This is a genomic window from uncultured Aliiroseovarius sp., from assembly GCF_947497285.1.
In the GTDB taxonomy this organism is placed as follows: domain Bacteria; phylum Pseudomonadota; class Alphaproteobacteria; order Rhodobacterales; family Rhodobacteraceae; genus Aliiroseovarius.
In genome coordinates, this window is record NZ_CANMFT010000008.1 from 202,253 (window position 1) to 225,016 (window position 22,764).

At 58.6% G+C, this 22,764-nt stretch carries 23 protein-coding genes; 13 read left to right on the forward strand and 10 right to left on the reverse strand.

Going from position 1 to position 22,764, the window contains the following annotated elements:
- Window positions 1–126 precede the first annotated feature (126 nt).
- Both Q0864_RS14690 and Q0864_RS14695 read left to right on the forward strand, forming a co-directional pair.
- Window positions 127–1,446 carry a M23 family metallopeptidase gene (locus Q0864_RS14690; protein ID WP_298571183.1) on the forward strand — a complete coding sequence of 440 codons (1,320 nt, stop codon included), beginning with the start codon at window positions 127–129 and terminating at the stop codon, window positions 1,444–1,446.
- Window positions 1,436–1,972, forward strand: coding sequence for a polymer-forming cytoskeletal protein (locus Q0864_RS14695; RefSeq protein WP_298571185.1), 537 nt, complete (start codon window positions 1,436–1,438; stop codon window positions 1,970–1,972). The genes Q0864_RS14690 and Q0864_RS14695 overlap by 11 nt, the downstream gene beginning before the upstream one ends.
- Before the next feature lie 221 nt (window positions 1,973–2,193).
- Here the strand turns inward: Q0864_RS14695 and Q0864_RS14700 are convergent, their stop codons facing one another.
- Window positions 2,194–2,985: a DUF2189 domain-containing protein gene (locus Q0864_RS14700; protein ID WP_298571186.1), complete on the reverse strand. Its 792-nt coding sequence runs from the start codon at window positions 2,983–2,985 to the stop codon at window positions 2,194–2,196.
- A 249-nt stretch (window positions 2,986–3,234) separates the two neighbouring features.
- Here Q0864_RS14700 and Q0864_RS14705 point away from each other — a divergent pair, with 249 nt between their 5' ends.
- Complete coding sequence (locus Q0864_RS14705) at window positions 3,235–4,038, forward strand: lytic murein transglycosylase (protein WP_298571187.1); 804 nt, start codon at window positions 3,235–3,237, stop codon at window positions 4,036–4,038.
- Between the two features lie 35 nt (window positions 4,039–4,073).
- Here Q0864_RS14705 and Q0864_RS14710 read toward each other — a convergent pair whose 3' ends face one another.
- The 7 genes from Q0864_RS14710 to Q0864_RS14740 form a co-directional block, all read right to left on the reverse strand.
- Window positions 4,074–4,568, reverse strand: coding sequence for a GNAT family N-acetyltransferase (locus tag Q0864_RS14710; protein ID WP_298571188.1), 495 nt, complete (start codon window positions 4,566–4,568; stop codon window positions 4,074–4,076).
- 3 nt (window positions 4,569–4,571) lie between these two features.
- Window positions 4,572–5,699 carry a peptide chain release factor 2 gene (gene prfB, locus Q0864_RS14715; RefSeq protein ID WP_298571189.1) on the reverse strand — a complete coding sequence of 376 codons (1,128 nt, stop codon included), beginning with the start codon at window positions 5,697–5,699 and terminating at the stop codon, window positions 4,572–4,574.
- A 90-nt stretch (window positions 5,700–5,789) separates the two neighbouring features.
- Window positions 5,790–6,899, reverse strand: coding sequence for a sn-glycerol-3-phosphate ABC transporter ATP-binding protein UgpC (gene ugpC / locus Q0864_RS14720; RefSeq protein ID WP_298571190.1), 1,110 nt, complete (start codon window positions 6,897–6,899; stop codon window positions 5,790–5,792).
- Window positions 6,900–8,561, reverse strand: a complete 1,662-nt coding sequence (locus Q0864_RS14725; protein WP_298571191.1) for an alpha-amylase family glycosyl hydrolase — start codon at window positions 8,559–8,561, stop codon at window positions 6,900–6,902. It abuts the gene before it with no gap.
- A gap of 3 nt (window positions 8,562–8,564) precedes the next feature.
- On the reverse strand, window positions 8,565–9,701 hold the full coding sequence (locus tag Q0864_RS14730) for a carbohydrate ABC transporter permease (protein ID WP_298571215.1): 1,137 nt from the start codon (window positions 9,699–9,701) through the stop codon (window positions 8,565–8,567).
- A complete protein-coding gene (locus tag Q0864_RS14735; protein WP_298571192.1) occupies window positions 9,698–10,693 on the reverse strand; it encodes a sugar ABC transporter permease in 996 nt (331 codons plus the stop codon). The genes Q0864_RS14730 and Q0864_RS14735 overlap by 4 nt, the downstream gene beginning before the upstream one ends.
- A gap of 84 nt (window positions 10,694–10,777) precedes the next feature.
- Window positions 10,778–12,130: an ABC transporter substrate-binding protein gene (locus tag Q0864_RS14740; RefSeq protein WP_298571193.1), complete on the reverse strand. Its 1,353-nt coding sequence runs from the start codon at window positions 12,128–12,130 to the stop codon at window positions 10,778–10,780.
- 312 nt (window positions 12,131–12,442) lie between these two features.
- Here Q0864_RS14740 and Q0864_RS14745 point away from each other — a divergent pair, with 312 nt between their 5' ends.
- From Q0864_RS14745 to Q0864_RS14790, 10 genes are all read left to right on the forward strand, one after another.
- Window positions 12,443–13,519 (forward strand): substrate-binding domain-containing protein, encoded by a 1,077-nt coding sequence (locus Q0864_RS14745; RefSeq protein WP_298571194.1) that lies wholly within the window; start codon window positions 12,443–12,445, stop codon window positions 13,517–13,519.
- An 11-nt stretch (window positions 13,520–13,530) separates the two neighbouring features.
- Window positions 13,531–14,874, forward strand: a complete 1,344-nt coding sequence (locus Q0864_RS14750; RefSeq protein ID WP_298571195.1) for a GH1 family beta-glucosidase — start codon at window positions 13,531–13,533, stop codon at window positions 14,872–14,874.
- Window positions 14,871–15,833, forward strand: coding sequence for an ROK family protein (locus Q0864_RS14755; protein WP_298571196.1), 963 nt, complete (start codon window positions 14,871–14,873; stop codon window positions 15,831–15,833). The genes Q0864_RS14750 and Q0864_RS14755 overlap by 4 nt, the downstream gene beginning before the upstream one ends.
- A gap of 136 nt (window positions 15,834–15,969) precedes the next feature.
- Entirely contained in the window at window positions 15,970–16,254 is a 285-nt protein-coding gene (locus Q0864_RS14760; RefSeq protein ID WP_298571197.1) for an STAS domain-containing protein, read from the forward strand.
- Window positions 16,251–16,631, forward strand: a complete 381-nt coding sequence (locus Q0864_RS14765; RefSeq protein ID WP_298571198.1) for a response regulator — start codon at window positions 16,251–16,253, stop codon at window positions 16,629–16,631. Before Q0864_RS14760 ends, Q0864_RS14765 begins: the two co-directional genes overlap by 4 nt.
- A complete protein-coding gene (locus Q0864_RS14770; RefSeq protein WP_298571199.1) occupies window positions 16,624–18,801 on the forward strand; it encodes a chemotaxis protein CheA in 2,178 nt (725 codons plus the stop codon). Before Q0864_RS14765 ends, Q0864_RS14770 begins: the two co-directional genes overlap by 8 nt.
- Window positions 18,794–19,273 (forward strand): chemotaxis protein CheW, encoded by a 480-nt coding sequence (locus Q0864_RS14775; protein ID WP_298571200.1) that lies wholly within the window; start codon window positions 18,794–18,796, stop codon window positions 19,271–19,273. The genes Q0864_RS14770 and Q0864_RS14775 overlap by 8 nt, the downstream gene beginning before the upstream one ends.
- Window positions 19,270–20,154, forward strand: a complete 885-nt coding sequence (locus Q0864_RS14780; protein ID WP_298571201.1) for a protein-glutamate O-methyltransferase CheR — start codon at window positions 19,270–19,272, stop codon at window positions 20,152–20,154. The genes Q0864_RS14775 and Q0864_RS14780 overlap by 4 nt, the downstream gene beginning before the upstream one ends.
- Before the next feature lie 12 nt (window positions 20,155–20,166).
- A complete protein-coding gene (locus tag Q0864_RS14785; protein ID WP_298571202.1) occupies window positions 20,167–20,553 on the forward strand; it encodes a response regulator in 387 nt (128 codons plus the stop codon).
- A 4-nt stretch (window positions 20,554–20,557) separates the two neighbouring features.
- On the forward strand, window positions 20,558–20,944 hold the full coding sequence (locus Q0864_RS14790; protein WP_298571203.1) for a hypothetical protein: 387 nt from the start codon (window positions 20,558–20,560) through the stop codon (window positions 20,942–20,944).
- A gap of 69 nt (window positions 20,945–21,013) precedes the next feature.
- On the opposite strand, the gene Q0864_RS14795 is transcribed toward Q0864_RS14790, so the two are convergent.
- Together Q0864_RS14795 and Q0864_RS14800 are read right to left on the reverse strand one after the other, a co-directional pair.
- On the reverse strand, window positions 21,014–21,544 hold the full coding sequence (locus Q0864_RS14795; protein WP_298571204.1) for a chemotaxis protein CheD: 531 nt from the start codon (window positions 21,542–21,544) through the stop codon (window positions 21,014–21,016).
- Complete coding sequence (locus Q0864_RS14800) at window positions 21,541–22,587, reverse strand: chemotaxis response regulator protein-glutamate methylesterase (RefSeq protein ID WP_298571205.1); 1,047 nt, start codon at window positions 22,585–22,587, stop codon at window positions 21,541–21,543. Before Q0864_RS14800 ends, Q0864_RS14795 begins: the two co-directional genes overlap by 4 nt.
- Window positions 22,588–22,764 lie beyond the last annotated feature (177 nt).

Sequence of the window (22,764 nt, forward strand, 5' to 3'; positions counted from 1 at the left end):
GAAAACCCAAAAAATGTTGCGCCCGCAAAGTCGTCGCGGTAATCACCACGGGTCCGTTGGCGTCGCCGACAAGAGCATAATAAAGCTGCGGATTGAGGGTTTAGGGAAGAAACTGGGACTTGAAACTTGCATAACCGCTTGATCAACAAGGTAAATCACCTGCTGGACCGGGCTTTTCCCGAACAGCGTTTGTTTTTGCGCTCCGAAGATGGCACCCGCTTTATCCGCCTCTCGCCATTGACGCAGGCTCTGGGCTGGACCGGATCCGCCGCCTTTTTCGCCTGGTCGATCATCGCCACCGCCGTGTTGTTGATGGATTCGATCGGGTCAGGCAACTTCCGTGATCAGGCACAGCGCGAAAAGCGGCTATACGAACAACGCCTTCAGACCCTGTCCGAAGAACGCGACGCCCGCGCCATCGAAGCGGCTGCCGCGCAAGAGCGGTTCAACCTTGCACTGGCCGAGATTTCCGAGATGCAAAGCGAACTTCTGTCATCAGAAGAACGCCGCAAGGAACTGGAAACCGGCATTGGCGTCATTCAGGCAACCTTGCGCCGCACCATGGGCGAACGCGACGCGGCCACGGACAGCCTTGAAGAGATGCTGGCCGCCGTCAAGGATGACACCCAGAACGGCACAAGTGGGTCGAACCAGACCCAAGCGAACGCAACGCTTGCCTTCATGACCGACGAATTGGGCCGCATCGCGGCCGAACGCGATCTGATCGCCAACAACGCCGCCGAAGCTGAACGGTTCGCTCAGGACATGCTGTATGAGGCGCGCCTGCGCGACGAACGCAACGACCAGATTTTCCGCCAGCTTGAAGACGCCGTGACGATCTCGTTGGAGCCACTGGACAAGATGTTTGCCAAGTCCGGCATGTCTGTGGACCATATCCTTGATCAGGTGCGGCGCGGCTATTCCGGCCAAGGTGGCCCGCTGACCCCGATGATCATGTCCACACGAGGCACTGGGCCAGACCCGGACGCCGATCGCGCCAACACTATTCTGAGCGAACTGGACAAGATGAACCTGTATCGGATCGCCGCCCAGAAAATGCCGTTTGGTATGCCGGTGAAATCCGGGTTTCGGTTCACCTCGGGCTATGGCTATCGCTGGGGCCGCATGCATAACGGCACCGATTTCGCCGCCCCCATCGGCACACCGGTCTATGCGCCGGCAGATGGCGTGGTGGTCAGCGCGGCCTGGAGCTCGGGCTATGGACGGTTAATCAAGATCCAACATGAATTCGGTATCGAAACGCGCTATGCCCATCTTTCGCGCATGAATGTGCAAAAGGGACAAAGGGTCTCGCGCGGGGATAGAATTGGTGATATTGGAAACTCCGGGCGTTCAACCGGACCGCATCTTCACTATGAAGTGCGCGTCGGCGGCAAGCCCATCAACCCGATGGTCTATATCAAGGCAGCAAAAGATGTTCTCTAAAAGCAGGATCAACGAACCGGGCCCCAAAGCCGGCGACAAAGAAACGAAACCCGCGGCATCGGCTGACAAGCCGTCGTCTTCAGCTCCGGCCGTTCCGCCCGCTCCGTCGTCCTCGGCTGCCCCCAAGCCCAAGCCACCCGCATCCACCCTGTCATCCGACATCACCATCAAGGGTGACATCAGATCGACCGGTGATATCATTGTCGAAGGCACCGTCGAAGGTGATATCCGCGCCCACCAGCTGACGGTCGGTGAAGGCGCCACCGTAAAAGGTGAAGTGATCGGCGATGACGTGGTCATCAACGGCCGTATCATTGGGCGCCTGCGCGGCTTGAAAGTACGTCTGACCTCGGCAGCACGTGTCGAAGGCGACATCATTCACAAGACGATCGCGATCGAAAGCGGCGCGCATTTCGAGGGGTCCGTGCAACGGCAGGACGACCCGCTTGGCGGCGGCAAGATGGCCACACCGCAGACAACAGCGGCCCCGGCAGCGCAGCCAGCCTCCAAAAGCGACAAGAGCTGATCTGAGCCACGCGGTCTTTGCCGCAGCTTTGTCTGCGGCGCAGACACGTGCACAGGCAATCGAACAGACAACAAAAAGGCCGCCCCGGTGTTGGGCGGCCTCTTTCTTTTTCGGCTGGGTCTTTTCCGGCGTCCTGATCCGGCTGAGCGCGCTGGTCGACCCGCTGTGCATGTCGGGGCCTGTGGTCTGGTGTGTTCCACCTGCCCGCGCTGTCGTTGGGGTCAGTCCGCCTCGAAGCTCATGACACGGCGATACAGGTGCCATGTGGCATGCCCGAAGATGGGAAGCACCACGAACAGTCCTAGAAAGAAGGGCAACATTGCCAGGACCATGCCGACGCTGACAATCACGCCCCAGAGCAGCATCGGCACCAGGTTTTGCAAAACCGATTGGAACGAATAGATCATCGCGGAGATGAAGTCGATCTCGCGGTCCAGCAGCAGGGGCAAGCTGGTCACGGTCAGCGAAAACAGGCAGAAAGACAGAACCGCCCCCACCCCAGTGCCCACGACCAACATGGTAATGCCATTGCGGTTCAGCAGCGCATCCTGCCAGTTCGTTGTGATGTTGGTCAGCGGCTCAAGCCCCATGAAGATGGCAAAGACCAAATGGGCCACGAACACCCAGAACATGAAGATCATAATGATCACCATCGCGATCGACGGAAACTGTCGATCCTTCTGGTTGAACACCACGCCCAGAATTTGCGCCCAATCCAAGGCTTGTCCGCTTTCCAGTCGACGACTGACCTCGTAAAGGCCGACGGCCAGAAACGGCGCGAGCAGCGGAAAGCCCAAGCCCACCGGGATGATCCAGTAGCTTTGATCCAACACATCAAGCTGAAGGTAGATCACGATTCCCATGACGACATAGAAGCCGGCGAAGAACAGACCAAAGGCCGGCGCCCGCGCAAAATCCCGCGCGCCAGCATTGAGCGCGGCAACGATGTCGCTGAACGTGATGTTTTCGATATTTGGGGGCGCCGAGGCCTCCAAATGGGTGCTATCTGACATGACTTCTCCCTGCACGTATCTGTTGGCGTTCGCGCGCGTGGAAAGAGTGTCGCGAGTGGCAGGCCATTCGTCAAGCTTGTGAACATGTGAAAGTTTCGCAGGCCCGTGTGCGCGAAAAACAAACCTTGACCTGCGCTTGGTCACAGTCTCTGCTTGGATCAGTGTCGCAGAAAAACCGCGTCGTGTGGGGCGGTTATGCTATAAACACGAATATCGGAGCCGTTCATCTTTCTAAACGAGTCATTGCAAATGTCTATTTTTCGGACGCTGGCACATGCTGGCATCGCCCTCACCCTAAGCTTTGGATTTGCCCTTGGGGCGACCTGCGGAAACACTGCAAGCGGGTTTGAGACCTGGAAAGCAAGCTTCGCCGCAGAGGCCAAGTCAGCAGGCGTCGGCCAGCGCGGCTTGCAGGCGCTGGCTTCGGCAAGCTATTCGACCGCGACCATCCGCGCGGACCGCAATCAACGGTCGTTTAAATATTCGCTCTCCAAGTTCATGCAAGTGCGCGGGGCAGAAACGATCATTGCCCAAGGGCGCAAACGCAAAGCGCGTAATCCTGGGTTCTACCAGGCGCTGGAAAAGGGGTATGGCGTGCCCGCCGGTGTTTTACTCGCGATCCACGGGATGGAGACCGGCTTTGGTGGCTTTATGGGAGATACCTCGGTCGTCTCTGCGATCACGACCCTTGCCTATGACTGCCGTCGTTCTGAGTTCTTCACGCCACATGCCATCGGCGCGTTGAAACTTGTCGACCGCGGCACGATCACCGCCAACACCCGCGGTGCAAAGCACGGAGAGCTGGGACACACCCAATTTCTTCCGGGCAACGCCTTCAAATACGGTGTTGATGCGTCAGGCGACGGGCGCGTTGATCTTTACAATCTGGCGGATGCGCTAGCGTCGACCGCAAACTTCCTGCGAAAGAAAGGGTGGAAGCCCGGCAAGGGATACCAGCAGGGGCAGCCGAACTTCAACGTGATCAAGCAATGGAACGCGGCCACGGTCTACCAGCAGGCCATTGCCATCATCGGCGCGCGGATCGACGGCTGACCAAGGTATTGGCTACGCCTGTGCGGCCTGTTGTTTCAGCCAGCGATATCCGCGTCGCGTTTGTAAAAAACGTCGCGCCCGTCCCGGTGTGTTTCGGCAAATCCCATGCGCAGCAAAAGGCGTTGCGACGCGATGTTGCCTTGATCGGTATCCGCGACCAAGGTTGAGACGCTATGTCGTGATCGCAGTTCGTTGATCATCATCTCGACAGCGACTTGGGCAACGCCGGTTCCCCAAACCTCTGGCGACAGGACATAGGCGATGCTGGCATGGCCGTCGCGCGGCAATGTGGCTTGTGTATAGCCGACAATCGAAGCGCCTTGGACCACACACCAGTTCAGCCAGATTTCTGACCCGTCAGGCGGCCCGCCGGCCATCAGTCGCGCAATGCGGTTCTTGACGGCCGTGACGGACAGTGGCGGGTTTTCATCCAAATACCGAAAGATCCGAGGGTCAGAGAGCGCCGCAAACAGACCCTCTGCATGCGTGGTGTTTTGGGGTTCAAGTGTGATGTCGCCGCGATCGCGCACCGCTTATTCCTCGGCGTTGGCTTCCGCGCGACTTTTCCCGGCCACGTCCTGAGCCAGAACGGCGGCCATGAACGCATCCAGATCACCATCCAGAACCCCCTTAGTGTCTGAGGTTTCGTGCCCTGTGCGCAGGTCTTTTACCATCTGATAAGGTTGCAGTACGTAAGACCGGATCTGGTTGCCCCAGCCCGCATCGCCCTTGTTTTCATGGGCCTCGTTGATCGCGGCGTTCCGCTTGTCCAGCTCCATCTGATACAGCCGCGATTTCAGGGCCTTCATGGCGATGTCACGGTTCTGGTGTTGCGACTTCTCGGAACTGGTGACGACGATGCCGGTGGGTATGTGGGTGATGCGCACGGCCGAATCCGTCGTGTTGACGTGCTGCCCGCCCGCGCCCGAGGACCGATAGGTGTCGATGCGGATATCCGAAGGGTTCACATCAATCTCGATATTGTCATCCACCACCGGATAGACCCAGACCGAGCTGAAAGACGTGTGCCGTTTGGCAGCACTGTCATAAGGCGAGATGCGCACAAGACGATGCACACCGCTTTCCGATTTCAGCCAGCCATAGGCGTTATGGCCAGAAATTTTGTAGGCAGCAGATTTGATCCCTGCCTCGTCGCCCGCACTTTCTGATTGTAGTTCGACCTTGTAACCCTGTTTTTCGGCCCAGCGGACATACATGCGTGCCAGCATCGACGCCCAGTCACAGCTTTCCGTGCCGCCTGCGCCTGCGTTGATCTCAAGAAATGTATCGTTCGCGTCCGCTTCGCCGTCCAAGAGCGCTTCCAACTCGGCGGCGGCAGCTTTCTTCACAAGCTTGGCCAGCGCCGCTTCGGCATCCGAGACAACCTCGTCATCCTCTTCCATTTCGCCCAGTTCGATCAGGTCCACATTATCCTGAAGATCCTGCGCCATCTCTTTGTAACTGTTGACAGAATCCATCAACGCCTGTCGTTCGCGCATCAGCTTCTGCGCGCGGTCCGGGTCGTTCCACAGGTCCGGGTCTTCGGTCATCGCGTTGAATTCCTCCAACCGATGTTCCGCCGTGTCCCAACCGATCCGCTGACGCAACAGCGCCAGAGATTTTTCGATTGCGTCAACGTTGTTCTGAGCCTCTGCCCGCATGGGTGCGTCCCTTGTCCGAAAACCTGCCCCCGCAATATCAACAGGGGCGCGGATGGGCAAGATGCGCCCGATCATCGCGCGGATCAGACCCTACGATTGCATCGTCACACCGTCATGAAAAATCTGTAGCTTCGATGGGTCTGCAGTCAGTTTGACCGTCTTGCCCTTCAGGTCATCGTGGATGCCGGGCACCTTGGCGATCAGGTGGGTTTGGTTGGCGCTGTCCGCGCCCTCGCCCACTGACATTTTGGCGGGCAGGTAAAGCAGCGTGACTTCGCCCAATGCTTCGACAATTTCGGCGGCACCGGTGAAGATCGCGTCGCCATCGGTCTGCACGAAATCCTCGGGCCGGATACCAAGGTTGACCAGCTTGCCCATGTCATCGGAGGTGGTGGGAATGTCAGCGCGCGCGACGCCGCCGGCGTCCAGCGTCACCTCGGTCTGCGCGCCTGTCCCGGTGATCTTGCCGGGCAGAAGGTTCATCGCGGGAGAGCCAATAAATTGCGCCACAAACTCGGTGCGGGGGCGTTCGTAAAGCTCCAACGGGCTGCCGACCTGCGCGATGCCTTTGTTGGCCAGCACCACGATACGGTCGGCCAGCGTCATCGCCTCGACCTGATCATGGGTCACGTAGATCATCGTGCTGTCTGGCATTGCCTCTTTCAGTTGCGAGATTTCGATCCGGGTGGCGACGCGCAGGGCAGCGTCAAGGTTTGAAAGCGGCTCGTCGAACAGATAAACCTTGGGGTCGCGCACAATGGCCCGCCCGATCGCGACCCGCTGGCGTTGCCCGCCCGACAGTGCCTTGGGCAAACGGTCCAGATAGGGATCCAGTTGCAGCGCCTTGGCGGCTTTTTCCACAGCGGCGTTAATCTCGGCCTTCGGCTTTTTCGCGATGTTCAGTGCAAATGCCATGTTGTCGCGCACGGTCATGTGTGGATACAGCGCATAGGACTGAAACACCATCGCGATGCCGCGTTGGCTGGGCGGCACATCGTTGACCACCTCACCGTCGATTTCCAGCGTGCCCGCGGTGATCTTCTCAAGCCCCGCGATCATTCGCAAAAGCGTGGACTTGCCGCAGCCCGAGGGACCGACAAAGACAATCAATTCGCCGGTCTTTATGGTCAGGTCAATGTCGCGCAGGACATTCACCTTGCCATAGGTCTTGTCGACATCTGTCAGCTTCAGATCAGCCATTCATTCGTCCCCCTCGGGTTTCATCACAAGCGATTGCCAGCCGGCAAGCGTGACTGTCTTGCCCTCGATCTTGGTCGCTTTCGGCACGGCATCCACAACGGCCCACTTGCCCGCAGGCAGCGCGACCGATGCGGTGTCCGGTCCGATGTTAAAGAGGCACAACAGTTCGTCTGCCTGCATTTTTCGCCGAAACTGCAAAACCGCACCATCAGCGCGCATCTGTTGCATCGCGCCCTTCGCAAGAGCCGGGTGGGCGCGCCGCAACGCGATGGCGTGGCGGTAGTGATCAAGAAGGCAATGCGGGTCGCGTTCGGCTTGCTCGACCGACATTGCAAGATGTTCGTGCGCGACCGGCAGCCAAGGTTTGGCGGCGGTCGAAAACCCACCGTTTTGGTTTGACGCCTCCCAGACCATCGGCGTGCGACACCCATCGCGGCCCTTGAATTCGGGCCAGAACTCGATGCCGTAAGGGTCTTGCAGGTCGTCAAAGGCGACGCTTGCTTCGGTCAGCCCCAGTTCCTCGCCCTGATAGATGCAAGCCGAGCCGCGCAGGCACATCAGAAGCGTGGCAAACAGCCGTTGGGCGTCCTCGGTCAGGTTCCAGCGGGTCGCATGGCGCACCACGTCGTGGTTGGAATAGGCCCAGCAAGCCCAACCATCGCTGGCGACACGTGCCACGTGGTCCATCACCTCGGCGACATGGGCGGCGTCAGGCTGCTCACCGGACAAAAGCTCGAAGGCATAACACATCTGCACAAGGTCATCGCCCGCAGTGTATTCGCCCATGATCTCCAACCCGCGTTGCGCGTCACCCACTTCGCCGACCGCGGCGGCCCCGTAAGGGTCCATTAGCGCGCGCAGTTTGCGCAAGAACTCCAGCGTCTCGGGCCGGTTCTTGTCATAGAGGTGTTCTTGATGGTTATACGGGTTCACCGCAGGCGCGATGGAGGCATTGCGCGCTTCAACCGGCAACGGGGGGTTGTCACGCAATTGGGCGTCGTGGGTGTAGAAATTGATCGTATCCAGACGGAACCCATCCACGCCGCGCTCCAACCAGAACCGCGCCACGTCCAGCAGCGCGTCTTGCACTTTGGGTTCATGGAAATTCAGGTCGGGCTGCGACACAAGGAAATTGTGCAGGTAATACTGGCACCGGCGCGCATCCCACGACCAAGCCGATCCGCCAAAGATCGACAACCAGTTGTTGGGCGGGGTGCCGTCGGGTTTGGCATCTGCCCAGACATACCAGTTGGCCTTGTCATTGTACCGGTCCGCACGGCTTTCGCCAAACCAAGGGTGCTGATCCGAGCTGTGGCTGAGCACCAGGTCGATCATCACTTTCAGTCCGTGCACATGCGCCGCATGCACAAGCGCGTCGAAATCCGCCAGCGTGCCAAACATCGGGTCCACGTCGCAATAGTCCGACACGTCATACCCGAAATCCTTCATCGGCGAGGTGAAGAAGGGCGAAATCCAGATCGCATCCACCCCGAGGCTGGCGATATAGGGAAGACGGCGGGTGATGCCGCGCAAATCCCCGATCCCGTCCCCGGTATCGTCCTGAAAACTGCGCGGATAGATTTGATAGATCACAGCCCCGCGCCACCAGTCTTGATCCTTGGCAAGCCCGATCAGGTCACTTTTTATTAAAGTCGCGTTCAAATCTCAGCCTCCTTTGACCGAGCCGGCCAGCAGGCCGCGCACGAGATAACGTTGAAGTCCGAAAAACACCGCGATCGGCACCGCAATCGACACAAAGGCCGAGGCCGCAAGGATTTCCCAATCGCCGCCACGTGACCCAAGCAGCTCGACGATCCGTCCGGTCATGACCAGTTCGTTCTCGCCAGACCCAAGGAACACCTTGGCCACCAACAGGTCGTTCCAGACCCACAGGAACTGGAAAATCGCGAATGAAGCCAGCGCCGGAAAGCTGAGCGGCAGGATGATCTTGCGAAAGATGTCGAAATCCGAGGCGCCATCAACGCGCGCGCTTTCAATGATCTCGCCCGGCAACCCGACCATGTAGTTGCGCAACAGGAAGATCGCCAAGGGCAAACCAAACCCGGTATGGGCCAGCCAAATTCCCAGATAACCCTTGCCAAGCCCGACCCCGTTGTGAAGCTTTAGCAGCGGGATAAAGGCGACCTGAAGGGGCACGACCAGAAGACCGACGATGCCGGCAATCAACAGCGCGCGTCCCGGCATTTCCATCCAGGCCAGCGCATAGGCTGCGAAGGCTGCGATCAGGATCGGAATGATGGTTGCCGGGATGGTCACCGTGAACGTGTTGAGAAGGCTTTTGCCCATCCCCTCGGCGAACAAGACCTCGCGGTAATTGTCGAAGGTGAAGCTGGGCGGCGCCTCGGCGCGCACAAACAGGCGCTGACCGCGACTGCCCTCGGGCTTTTCGGCGTAGCTGATGCGGTAGTCACCGTTGGCCGCGACGGTGATCTCATGGCCCTTTGGGTGCGTGGCGACCTCGCCCGGGGCGAATGCCTCTGGTTCGCGCGAGGTGATGCCAAAGGCGGTCACATTGCCCGCGCCGCTGTCGAAGGCATTGCCGGTCACGACCCAGACCGCGCCGTCCTGCACGGCATTGTCGGGGGCATCCGCGCGCACGATCGCGTTACGTTCCGAGGCAGACATCGCCGTCCACCAGCCCGAGGTCGAGATCGCGTCACGATCCCGAAATGAGCTGACCAGAAGGCCAAAGGTCGGGATGATCCACAGCAGGACAAGAAAGCCCACGGACAGGTTGACCGCCCATGTCAGGCGGGATCGGGTGCCAGCCATTTCCATCAGCGGTTCTCCTTATGTGCGTTCGAAATGTTCCAGACCATAACGGGTGTCACCAACAGCATGATCACCATGACAATCGCCGATCCGCGCCCGAAATCGGGCGACCCGCGAAACATCCAGTCATACATGAGGTTGGCCAGAACCTGAGTGCCCCATTGGCCGTTGGTCATCGCAAAGACGATGTCAAAGACCTTCAGGACGGTTACCGTAATCGTCGTCCAGACCACGGCGATGGTGCCCCAGATTTGCGGGATCTTGATTTTGAAGAAGATTTGCAGCGGCGTCGCACCGTCCAGATAGGCGGCTTCGATGGTTTCTTCGCTGATCCCCTTCAGGGCCGCCGACAGAATGACCATGGCAAAGCCCGTCTGGATCCAGATCAGGATCACCATCAGGAAGATATTGTTCCAGAACGGCAACGTGATCCAGGCCTGCGCGTCCCCGCCCATCGCCTGCACCAAGGCATTCAACAGGCCAATCTGCTCGCCCTGATTTTCGCCGCGATAGTCATAGATAAACTTCCAGATGACCGAGGCGCCGACAAAGCTGATTGCCATCGGCATGAAGATAAGGCTTTGCGCCAGTGATCCCCATTTGATGCGGTCGGTCAGTCCTGCGGCGACGAGGCCGAAAAAGGTCGAGGCCGCCGGCACGATCACCAACCACAGAAGGTTGTTGCCAAGGCTTTCGCGAAATTTCTCGTCGCCGGCGAGCCAGACGTAGTTTTGCGCCCCGACGAAGTCACCCGAGGTGTCGCGCATCGACAAAAAGAACGTCGAGAAGACGGGATAGACGAGGTAAAGGCCAAGCACCAAAAGGGCAGGCAACACAAACAGCCATGGCCGGATAGCCGTGGAACGGTTGATGTTGCGACCAGCATTGGGTCCTCGGGCTGGAAAGACGCGGTCCAGAACGATGTTCGAGAAATAGAAGTAAGCGACACAGCCAAACACGCCGACGATGATTGTAGAGACTGCAAAGAACAGCTGGTTCATGGCTCCTCCTGTCACCGCGCACGGTGCTGTTGTGGCAGGGGTTTGGCCGACAGATCGGCCAAACCCACTTGTTTCACGTTGGGCTTACTTGATCGAATCCCAGGTGGACTGGATCGACGCAGCCACTTCGCCTGCATCCTTACCGCCAGCATAATCCACCATGCCCGTCCAGAAGACCCCGGCACCGATCGCGCCCGGCATCAGGTCAGAGCCGTCAAACCTGAACGTATCCGCGTTCAGCAGGATGTCATTCATCTTGGCCACGGTCGGGTCTGTATAGACGCCGGTGTTCACACCCTTATGCGGGGTCAAGAAGCCCTTCTGCGCCATCCAGACCTCATGTGCGATCGGGGATTTCAGGAAGTCCATGAACGCCTGCGCGCCCTTGCTGTCATCCGTAATCGCCCAAAGTGTGCCGGCACCCAGCACCGGTTTGCCAAGGTCTTTTTCCGCATAGGCCGGGAAATAGAAGAAATCCGCATCGACACCCACTTCGGTGCCTTCGGGGAAGAAGCTGGGAATAAAGCTGGCCTGACGGTGCATGTAGCACTGCGGCGGCGACGCAAACAGGCCCTGCGGGCTGTCGCGGAAATCTGTGGTTGCCACAGCCCCTGCCCCGCCCGACACATAGGCATCATTGCGCGCAAAGGCGCCAAACTCTTCGATCGCACCGACGACCTTGGGGTCATCGAATTTCAGGTCGTTGGACACCCACGCATCATAGTCTTCTGGCGATTGCGTGCGCAGCATCATGTCCTCGACCCAGTCGGTCGCAGGCCAACCAGTGGCCCCGCCTGACCCCAAGCCGATGCACCACGGAACGCCACCATCCTCGACGATCTGATCGGACAGCGCCTTCAACTCTTCCATGGATTGCGGCACATCATAGCCTGCATCTTCGAAGTTTTCGGGCACATACCAAACCAGCGATTTCAGATCGACTTTATAGAAGAACCCGAAATGGGCCGGGTTGCCGTCCTTGTCGCTATAGGTGCCAAGATCGACCCAGCTTTGTCCGGCGGCATAGTTGTCGCGCACCCAGTCATCCGTGCCTTCGGGCAGTGGTGCCAGAAAGCCTTTCGACGCAAGGTCTGCGGCAAGGCCCGGCTGCGGGAACACCGCGATATTGGGCGGGCTGCCTGCTTCGGTATCAATGACGATCTGCTGTTCGAAACTGTCGGACCCGGCATAATGCACGTCCGCGCCGGTGGCCTCTTCGAAATAGTGAAGGACGCTATCGACCAAATCCTTATCGGCACCGATCCAAGGCCCCAGAATGGTGATCACCTCACCCGACAAATCCATCGACTTCAGCGCTTCGAAACTGTCCCAGCTGAAAGTCCCTTCACCCGGCGCGAATTTGAGGTGGTTGTCCGCCTGCGCAATTCCAGCCGTAAGCGCAAGCGCTGCGGCGCTGGCGTAAAACACGTTCTTCATCTTTTTCCTCCCTACAGCCCAAACGGGCTTCCCAGGTAAATGAGACCGGATGCCCCGGCCTCGACGCCTAAGCGCCATATGATTTCGCCAAATCGCATCAGGTAACGACAGATTCGCCAGCGTCCCCAAAGCGCTTTGAATAACTCAGCCTCGCCCAGAACGCGAAGCCTGTCAATGATGCTGCTAGCGCAACCAGTTTTCTTTGCAAATATGCGCATTTTCCCCGAAGTTTTGTAATATTGCTTTGACGCGCTTGGACGTCGTGGCTAACCTCGGAACGTTCAAACCGCTTTGAAAGCTGCTGCGCGCACCATGACCCTAAAAGAGCTCTCGCAACTTCTGGGCCTGTCCCCGACCACCATCAGCCGCGCGTTGAATGGGTATCCTGAGGTATCCGAAGCAACCCGCAAAAAGGTTGCCGCCGCCGCCGCAGAACATGGCTATGCCCCAAACACCCGCGCGCGGTCGCTGGCCACCGGGCGGGCAATGGCCATCGGGCACGTGATCCCGATCAGCGCAAAGCACGAGATGGTGAACCCCGTTTTCGCTGACTTCACCGCGGGCGCCGGCGAGGTTTATTCCCGCAATGGCTATGACATGCTGCTGTCCGTCGTGTCGGACGAAGACGAAGATCAGGCCTACCGTGAGTTTCGCACGAAACGAAACGTCGATGGGATCATGCTACACGCCCCAACGCTGCAAGACCCGCGCATTCCGTTGCTGACCGAGTTGCAGATCCCATTCGTCGTGCATGGCCGCAGCTCTCAGTCGGTCGCGCCTTATGCCTGGATTGATGTCAACAACACACACGCGTTCCAGCGGGCGACGGATTTCTTGCTGGATCTGGGGCACACACGAATTTCGCTGGTCAACGGGCTGGAGCATATGGATTTTGCGATCCGCCGCCGGGCCGGGTATCTGGCAGCACTTGAGGCGCGCGGCATCGCGCCAGATCCCGCCTTGATGTTTTCCGGCGAGATGACCGAAGCACAGGGGCATGACATCACGCGCGCCCTTCTGGCCCGCCCTGAGCCTCCCAGCGCCATTCTTGTCAGCTCGATGATCACCGCCATCGGCGTGCGGCGCGGGATCGAGGAGCTGGGACTGACGATGGGACGGGATGTGTCGCTGATCACCTATGACGATGATCTGAGCTATTTTCGCAATGGCGCGAACATTCCGGTCTATACGTCGACCCGGTCATCGGTGCGCGAAGCCGGTCGGCAGGCCGCGCAAATGCTGATCGACATCATTCAAGGTCACGACCGACCCCGCGAGATCCTGCTGGAGGCTGAATTGACCCTGGGCTTGTCGACCGGACCCGCGCCACGACCGCCCATTGCAGGAAGGTCCGATCACGCCACTCACCCACATGGCACCAGCCAGTGAAGGGGATGAATATGCTCCCGAAACGTGCTGATTTTCCTGAAGGTTTTCAGTTCGGGACGGCCACATCTGCCTATCAGATCGAAGGGCATGCCAAAGGCGGTGCCGGGCGCACCCATTGGGACGATTTCGCTGCTACACCCGGCAATGTGGCTGGTGCCACGAACGGGGCCATCGCCTGCGACCATCTGGATCGGTGGGCCGAGGATCTGGACCTTGTGCGGGACGCAGGGTTCGACGCTTACCGTTTCTCGACCTCGTGGGCGCGTGTGCTGCCCGAGGGGCGCGGCACGCCCAACACGGCCGGGCTGGATTTCTATGATCGTCTGGTGGACGGGATGCTGGAGCGGGGGATCAAACCAGCGGCAACGCTGTATCACTGGGAACTGCCTTCGCCGCTGGCCGATCTGGGGGGCTGGCGCAATCGCGATATCGCGCATTGGTTTGCTGATTTTACCAACGTGATCATGTCGCGCATCGGCGATCGCGTCTGGTCCGCCGCTCCGATCAATGAGCCGTGGTGCGTGTCGTGGCTCAGCCACTTCGAAGGCCATCACGCCCCCGGTCTGCGCGACATTCGCGCGACCGCCCGCGCGATGCACCATGTGCTGCTGGCCCATGGCCGTGCGATCGAGGTCATGCGAGGTTTGGGCATGTCCAACCTTGGGGCCGTGTGCAACATGGAATACGCAGCCCCCGTCGATGACAGCGACGACGCCCATCGCGCAGCGCGCGTTCAGGATGCGATCTATAACCGGTTTTTCATTTCTGGAATGACCAAAGGCGTTTATCCCGACGAGGTGCTGGACGGGATTGAACCGCATCTGCCGCATGGGTGGCAAGATGACTTTCCGACAATTACCGCACCGCTCGACTGGATCGGAGTGAATTACTACACGCGCAAGCTCTATGGTCCCGCTGCCCCGGTGGACGGCGCACCTGCCCCGTGGCCCGGCACCTGCGAACATGACGGCTCCTTGCCGAAAACCGCCATGGGGTGGGAAATCTACCCTGACGGCCTTGCCCATTTTCTGGAGATGGTCGTGCAAGACTATACCGGCGACTTGCCGCTTTATGTGACAGAGAACGGTATGGCCGGCGTGATTGAGCAAGAGGGCAACCCGACCCATGATCCCGACAGGACCGCCTATCTGGGCGCCCATCTGGAGGTCGTGCGCAGAGCGATTGCCAAAGGGCTTCCGGTGAAAGGCTACTTTACCTGGTCTCTTCTGGACAATTATGAATGGGCCTTGGGCTATGCACCTCGGTTTGGGCTGGTCCATGTCGATTTCGAAACGCTCGAACGCCAGCCAAAAGCATCATATCACACCCTCAGAGAGGCCTTGTCGTGCCCATGACCGAATACTCACTTCTTGCCGATGTCGGCGGCACGAATACCCGCGTCGCCTTGGCGAAGGGCACGACGATTTTGCCCGACACGATCGTAAAGCACCGCAATCTGGACCACGAGGGGCTTGAGGCGCTGCTTGCCTCCTATCTGGACCGTCAGGGATCGCCGACCTGCAGCGGGGCTGCGGTGGCCATAGCGGGACCCGTGAAGGATGGTGCCGGGCAGCTGACGAACCTAAACTGGAAGCTCGACAAAGAAACGCTTGCGCGGCTCAGCGGGGCGGCGCGATCAGCCGTTGTGAACGACCTACAGGCACAGGGTCACGCCCTTGGACATATCGCGCCAGAGGATCTGATGGTTCTGAAGACAGGGTCCGAGACCTCCGCACAGGCTGCAATGCTGGTTGTCGGCATAGGCACCGGTTTCAATTGCGCACCCGTCTTTCAAACCGCGAAGGGACGCCTTGTCCCTCCGTCCGAGGCCGGGCATGTGACATTGCCGTCAGTCGACACCGATCTATGGGATCTGTCGCGCTATCTGACCTCAAAGCTGGGTCACGCGGCGGTCGAAGATGCTCTGTCAGGCCGCGGTCTGGAGCACTGCTATGCCTTTGCCGCCGCGCGGGCGGGCGGTGCCGGGACAGCAACCACAACGCAGATATTTGCCGCCGCCGACGCGGGCGACCCGGTGGCCCAACAGTCGCTGGCGCTTTTCGTGCGCGCCATGGGCGGCGTGATCGGTGACCTTGCGCTGACGCTTTTGCCGTTTGGTGGAATTTTCCTTGTCGGCGGTATGGCGCGCGCGATTGCGCCATGGCTTGCCCCGATGGGGTTTGATGCAGCCTTCAGCGACAAGGGACGGTTTGGCCCCTTCCTTGACGGGTTTTCGATCAGCCTGGTGTCGGATGACTACGCTGCGCTGTCCGGGCTTGCTCATTTCCTTGCCGGATCAGACCATCAAAGCTAGCCGTGTTTGCGGCCCGGTCGAAATTCTCTGCGCGCGTAAGCCATTCTTAACGGTCCATGCCCTATTCCTTTTGAAACGGAAGGATGAAAGGGCAGCACGTGAACACTCGGTTTGAATTCGCCATGCGGGGTCTGCGATGACCCTCACCACCCTCGCCTTGGCCCCCAAGCTCGACCTGCACGCGCTGGATGGCGTGCGCGAACAAATCCTTGATCTGCGAGGTCAGGATGTTGCTCTGGACGCACAGGATGTGACCCATTTCGGCGCGTTGTCAGTGCAATTGATCCGCTCCGCCGCGCTCAGCTGGGCGTCCAGCCGACATCGCCTGTCCTTGGTGAATGTGACCCCGGACGGCATGGAACAGCTGCGATTGCTTGGTTTCACGCCCGAAACACTAACCCAAGCAGAGGGAACGACATGACATTGCAAGTGCTTGCCGTGGATGACAGCCGCACAATGCGCGATATGGTGCGGTTGACCCTGACCAATGCTGGGATTGCCACCCATCTTGCCGATGACGGAGTTCACGCGCTCGAGGTGCTGGACGGCATGCCCACCCCGGATGCGATCATCACCGATATCAACATGCCGCGCATGGATGGGTTCGGTCTGATCGACGCCGTGCGCGCCCGCACAGACTGTCGCGCGATCCCGATCCTCGTTTTGACAACCGAAAGCGCTGACGACATGAAAACCCGCGCGCGTCAGGCGGGTGCGACAGGCTGGATCGTCAAACCGTTTGACCCGCAAAAGCTGGTCAAAGCACTAAAAATGGTCGCGGGGACATCCAATGGCTGACCCGATGGCGGAAATAAAAGCGTCCTTCTTCATAGAATGCGATGAGCTGCTGGAGGCGCTTCAGGATGGACTGCAACTGATCGAAAACGGAGAGCAGGACAGCGACACGGTCAATGTGATTTTCCGCGCGGTTCACTCCATCAAGGGCGGCGCGGGCGCCTTTGGCCTGACGCAGCTTGTGGATTTTGCCCATCGGTTCGAAACCGTTCTGGACGAATTGCGCGCTGACCGGATGCAGATCGACCAGTCCCTGCTGGCGCTGTTTTACCAATGTGGCGATGTGCTGTCGGACCTTGTGCGTGAATCCCGCGACGGCGTCGCCCATGATATCGCCAGCGTCCAACCTGTTTTAACAGCGCTGGACCAACTGATCCCGGCGGATGAGGAAGACACCGACGACGCAGTAGATTTTCAGCCAATGGCCGTTTCACTCGATTTGCCAGATCTGGACGACATGCCTCTGACCACCGATGGCCTACCACCGCTGGCAGGCGGCCCTGACGACACTGCAAAAACCTATCTGATCCGCTTTGTCCCGCAACAGGCGCTCTACACGCTTGGAAATGAACCGGTTTTCCTGCTGTCTGCCCTGAGCGAACTTGGCACGGTGCAGGTAAGCTGCGACGATAACGCTGTTCCGCCGCTTGAAGACCTTGACCCGGAAGCTGGTTATCTGTGCTGGGAAATCCAGATCCAAACGACAAAGGATGAGGCTTGCCTCAGCGAGGTTTTTGAGTTCGTCGAAGGAATCTGCACGCTCGAAATCACCACTTTGGGCACCGCTCAGCCCACCCTATGTGACAGCATCGGGGCAGACCTCGCGATCAGCCCACCAGACCCTGAGGTCGCGCCAAACCTCGAGCTTGCTCTCCCTTCTCCCGCTCCTTCTCCGTCACCAGTCACCCAAGCCACCGCGCCAGCACCTGCGAATGACACGCGCCGTGAAGCGCCACGGGCGACCGTTCGGGTAGAGCTTGAACGCGTCGACCGACTGGTCAATCTCGTCGGAGAGCTTGTAATCAACCAAGCCATGCTGTCGCAAAGTGTAGACGCCGCCGGTCTGTCAGCGAACACTTCAGTTCATACCGGGCTGGAAGAATTCCTGCAGCTAACGCGCGACATACAGGAAAGCGTCATGCTGATCCGCGCGCAACCGGTGAAGTCCCTGTTTCAAAGAATGAGCCGTATCGTCCGAGAAGCGTCTCGCGATATCGGAAAATCCGTGCGCTTGCGAACCGATGGCGAAAATACCGAAGTCGACAAAACCGTCATCGAACGTCTTGCCGACCCGCTGACACACATGATCCGCAACGCCGTTGATCATGGGCTTGAAACCGATGCGGACCGTGTTGCTGCAGGTAAACCGGCTGAAGGGACGATAGAGCTTACCGCCGCGCACCGTTCCGGCCGGGTGGTGATTGAGGTTCGCGATGACGGTAACGGTATCAACCGGCCAAAAGTTCAAAGCATCGCGATCAGCAAAGGTCTGGTTCCGAAAGACGCCGACCTGACCGATTCCGAGATTGACAACCTTCTGTTCTTGCCGGGGTTCTCGACTGCGACCGAAGTGTCCAACCTGTCTGGCCGCGGCGTCGGCATGGACGTGGTGCGCAGCGCAATTCAAGCGCTGGGGGGGCGGATATCAATCGCATCGACACCGGGGATGGGCACCACTTTCTCGATTTCGTTACCGCTGACATTGGCTGTCCTGGACGGAATGGTCGTGCGCGTCGCGGATCAGACTTTGTTGGTTCCCCTGAATGCGATTTTGGAAACCCAAACGCTGTCCGCCAACGATATACGCGCCTTTGGTCCCGAGACGAATGTGATCTGCATCCGTGACAGCTTTGTGGCGATGTTGGATCTTGGCGCGGAACTTGGCTACCGTGCCCCTCTTCAAAGCTATGTTGGCTGCGTGATGCTTCTGGTTGCGACCGAAGACGGCTCGAAAGCCGCGATCATCGTCGACGCGATCGAAGACCAAAGACAGGTCGTCATCAAAGGACTGCAAGACAGTTATGGCCGCATTCCCGGCATTGCGGCAGCAACGATACTTGGCGACGGGCAAATCGCCCTGATCCTTGATCCCATTGATTTAATAGCAAATTCAGAATGGAGAACACGGCCACCATCCCTGGAACAGCACGAAGTAGGAGCATGCAATGGATGAAACTGACCAAGCCCTTTGCGCAGCGCAGGCCGAGAAAGAGACCGAACTTCTGTCGTTTATTGTTGGGGATCAAGACTACTCCGTCGACATCATGAGTGTGCGTGAAATACGCAGCGCCAGCAAGGCCACGCCTCTGCCAAGATCACCGTCCTATGTGCTTGGTGTCATCAACCTGCGCGGCACCGTCCTGCCAATTCTGGACCTATCGCTTCGCCTTGGAATGGATCGTTCCGCCGAACTTGCCCGCAATGTCATCATCGTCGTTGCCATCGGCGACAAGACACTGGGACTGCTGGTTGACGCCGTCTCTGACATCTTGTCGGTGGCTGCTGATGACCTTCAACCCCCACCAGACATGCAGGCGGATGCGGAAAACCAATTCGTCTCTGCCCTCACCATATTCGAAGACCGCATGATCCGCATTCTTGATCTGGACAGCGTGTTACCAACGATGAGTGAGGAGGCCGCATGAGCATTAGCGCTTCCCGAAATCCGCTGACACGGACACCCTTGGCGCATCAGCAGACCGAAACGTTTCGGAAGCTGGCCGACATTGCGCGCCAGGAAGCGGGTCTTTCGATCGAGCCCCAGAAGTTTGCTATGCTTCAGACGCGCCTGACCACACGCCTGCGCCGGCTTGGGCTTAGCAGTTTTGAGGACTATCTGGCCCTTGTTTCCGACGCGACGGACGCGACCGAACGGGGTGAGTTCATATCGGTGCTGACAACAAATGTCTCAAGTTTCTTTCGCGAACCCCACCACTTCTCGGCGCTCGCAAAGGATATCGGCCCCGCGCTGGTCGCCAAACAGGAACGCGGGGATCGCGTTCGCATTTGGTCGGCCGGTTGTTCAAACGGTCAAGAACCATTGTCGATTGCAATGACCTTGATCGACCATGGGGTGGTGCGCCCTAATGGAGATGTGAAAATTCTGGCCACGGACATCGACCCAAACGTGATCCGATTCGCCGCTTCAGGCACGTATCCCGACCGGATGATCAGCGGCTTGCCTCCCCAAAACCGAGATCGATTCTTCGATCAGGTTACAGGCGAAGATGGCGTGTCTTGGCGCGCATCGAAATCAGTTCGCGATCTGATTAGCTATCGCGAACTCAACCTGCTTTCTCCTTGGCCCATGACTGGGAAATTCGACGTGATTTTCTGCCGCAATGTTGTGATCTATTTCGACCAGGACACGCAAGACCAACTCTGGGAACGGTTCACAAAGATTTTGACCGATGATGGGCACTTGATCCTTGGGCATTCCGAACGCCTTTCTGAACCCGCTGTCTTGGCGTTTCACACCAGCGGCACGACCACCTATCGACACGTAGCCTCCGCCACCCCCGAATGAGAAGGGACTTCAATGGCTCTCCGAGACCAACTCAGAACAATCGTCGTAGATGACATGTCAACAAGTCGTGGCTTGATTACACAAGCCCTGGAAGGTTTCGGCATTCGCCAGGTTGAAACCGCAGTCGATGGCACCAGCGCGCTGCAAAAAATTGCTACATGGCCCGTTCATTTGGTCATCAGCGACATGAATATGCCTGGCATGAACGGGTTGCAGCTCCTGCATGCGCTACGCAGCGCCCCTAAAACCAAGGGTGTTGGTTTCTTGTTGATAACGGGCAAGGCTGACCGGCAAATCATCGAACATGGCAAACGGCTGGGCATGAACAACTTTGTGAAGAAACCCTTCGAACCTGACGACCTCAGAAAAGCCGTCGAAGCGATTGTCGGGCGACTATAACGCTATGGATGACCCCACCGGCTTTGACGATCTGGCGCGCGTCGGCGACCCGTCGAATGCGACCACCCTTCAACGGTTCAAGATCGAGTTGGATCAGCTGAATGCGGATTGCCACGTCATTCAGGACGGGTTGAGCGATCTGTTAGTAGTGACACCCCCAGTTGGTCTACCGACTGAAATGCATTTGCTGCAGGTTATTGACCGGATGGAACAGACGCTTTGCGATCTGGCCGCGTTCATCGACCGACTCGACAGCAGCACGGAAGAACACGCACTGCAGCACAAGGATCTTGCTGATGCTTTGAAACTCGCCAGCTTAAAAGCACGGCTGTTTCCCTCTGGCCAAACACACAACAACGCAAACAAATCTGGCGAGGTGGATCTGTTTTGATGCAGGTGTAGGAAAACCCGAAATCCACTTGCCCGAAGGCGCTTCTTCACCGGTCGCTGGTTGATACCCTTAGAAAAGCTCGATCCCTGTGCCAGTATCTTGCAATACTGGGGCGGCACACACCCGATCATTGATCAGTTTCTGGCGCGCACGCCCTGTCGCTGGGTGGAATTCGACCTGACGTGCTTTCACGCCACCAATATCCCCGCCAACATAGGCGATGCTTTCACGCGACAAGAAATCTAGAACGAACTCGCCATTTCGCGATCCTGCATCTGATAGCCCGTCAAACATTTGCGCGCCTCCAAAGACCTTTGCGCGCATATTTTGACGCCGCGCGCCGGCTTTTAGCAGGCCATTTATCAAAAGCTCCATACCATTCACGCCATAGCCAAAATGCTCCTCGGCGTCACTATAGCCGCCGACGAAAAGCACATGGTTCATCCCTCCTACCATTTCCTGTGGATCCCAAATGCAGGCCGACACACAAGATCCGAGCAGGGTTGAAATACAGCTGTCACTCTGCTTCAGGATCGCAAACTCACCTTGGCAGATATAGGTCTTTTGCAACCGCGCGTGGGGAAAACTAATCTGGTTCATGAAAAAGCCTGTGTCGTTTGGGGATCGAAGGTGGCACGGAGAACCCATCTGGCAATTTCAGACAGAGGCAAAACACGATCAACGCCGTCTTGGGCGATCGCGGCGCGGGGCATCCCAAACACGACAGAGCTTGCTTCATTCTGCGCGGCGCATTTCGCACCCTGCGCGCGCAGTTGCGCCATGCCTTGCGCACCGTCGCGCCCCATTCCCGTCAACACGACCCCGACAACGCGCGAGGCGACAGGAACTGCGCTGCGCATCAGAGCATCTACGGACGGTCGGTGACCGTTCTGCTTTGGACCCTGCACGAGGTCGACGACGAAGCTTCGCCCTGGCCTGAGCATCAGGTGGGTGTTTTCTCCGGGTGCCAGGATCACTTCACCGCAGCCAACACTCTGACCGTGCTGTGCAATGCTCACATGTGGCAGCACATGTTCGTTCAGACGGTCGGCAAACCTCTCTAAGAACAGTGCCGGCATGTGTTGGACGATCAAGGTGGGCGGACACATCGCGGGAAAACCAGAGAGCACGGTTTCCAGCGCATCAACCCCGCCCGTTGATGCGCCGATCAAGACCGCGCTTCCATTCCATTTGCCCTCTTGGACACCGGAAAGCTGTGTAAGCGTGCGTCCAGCGGCAGAGTGTGGTGCAACCGTGGCTGCCAGACGAATTGCCTGTGCAAGACGGCGACGGAATCGTCCCAAATCTGCAAAGGCGGGCTTTTCAACACAATCGACCGCGCCCATCGACAAGGCAGCCAGTGCAAGATCACTGTTTGCCGGTGTGAAGGATGAAAGCATGACGACAGGCATGGGACGTAGTCTCATCAGCTTTTCCAAGAACGCGATGCCGTCCATGCCCGGCATTTCGACATCCAATGTCAGAACATCCGGGTTGTGTTTCTTTATCAGGTCGCGCGCTTCTTGCGCAGAGGCGGCTTGGCCAACAACGGCAATATCTGCCGCGTCTTGCAACACCTGTCGGATGAGGGCGCGCATCGAAGCACTGTCATCAACGATCAGCACACGGGTTTTTTCTTGCATCATAAGTTCCCGATTTGATTGTGGTCAAAACTCTTCCCACGCCTCGAGGTTTTGGTGTTCCGGGTCGGTCTGGGTGTCGGGCGGCGTGGTGGTCGGGGCGATGGCGAGGGCGGCGCCGGAATGCGCCACGGGTGGTGGGTTGGGCGCGGTGGCGCGGTCTGGCGCAGGGTCTTGCGC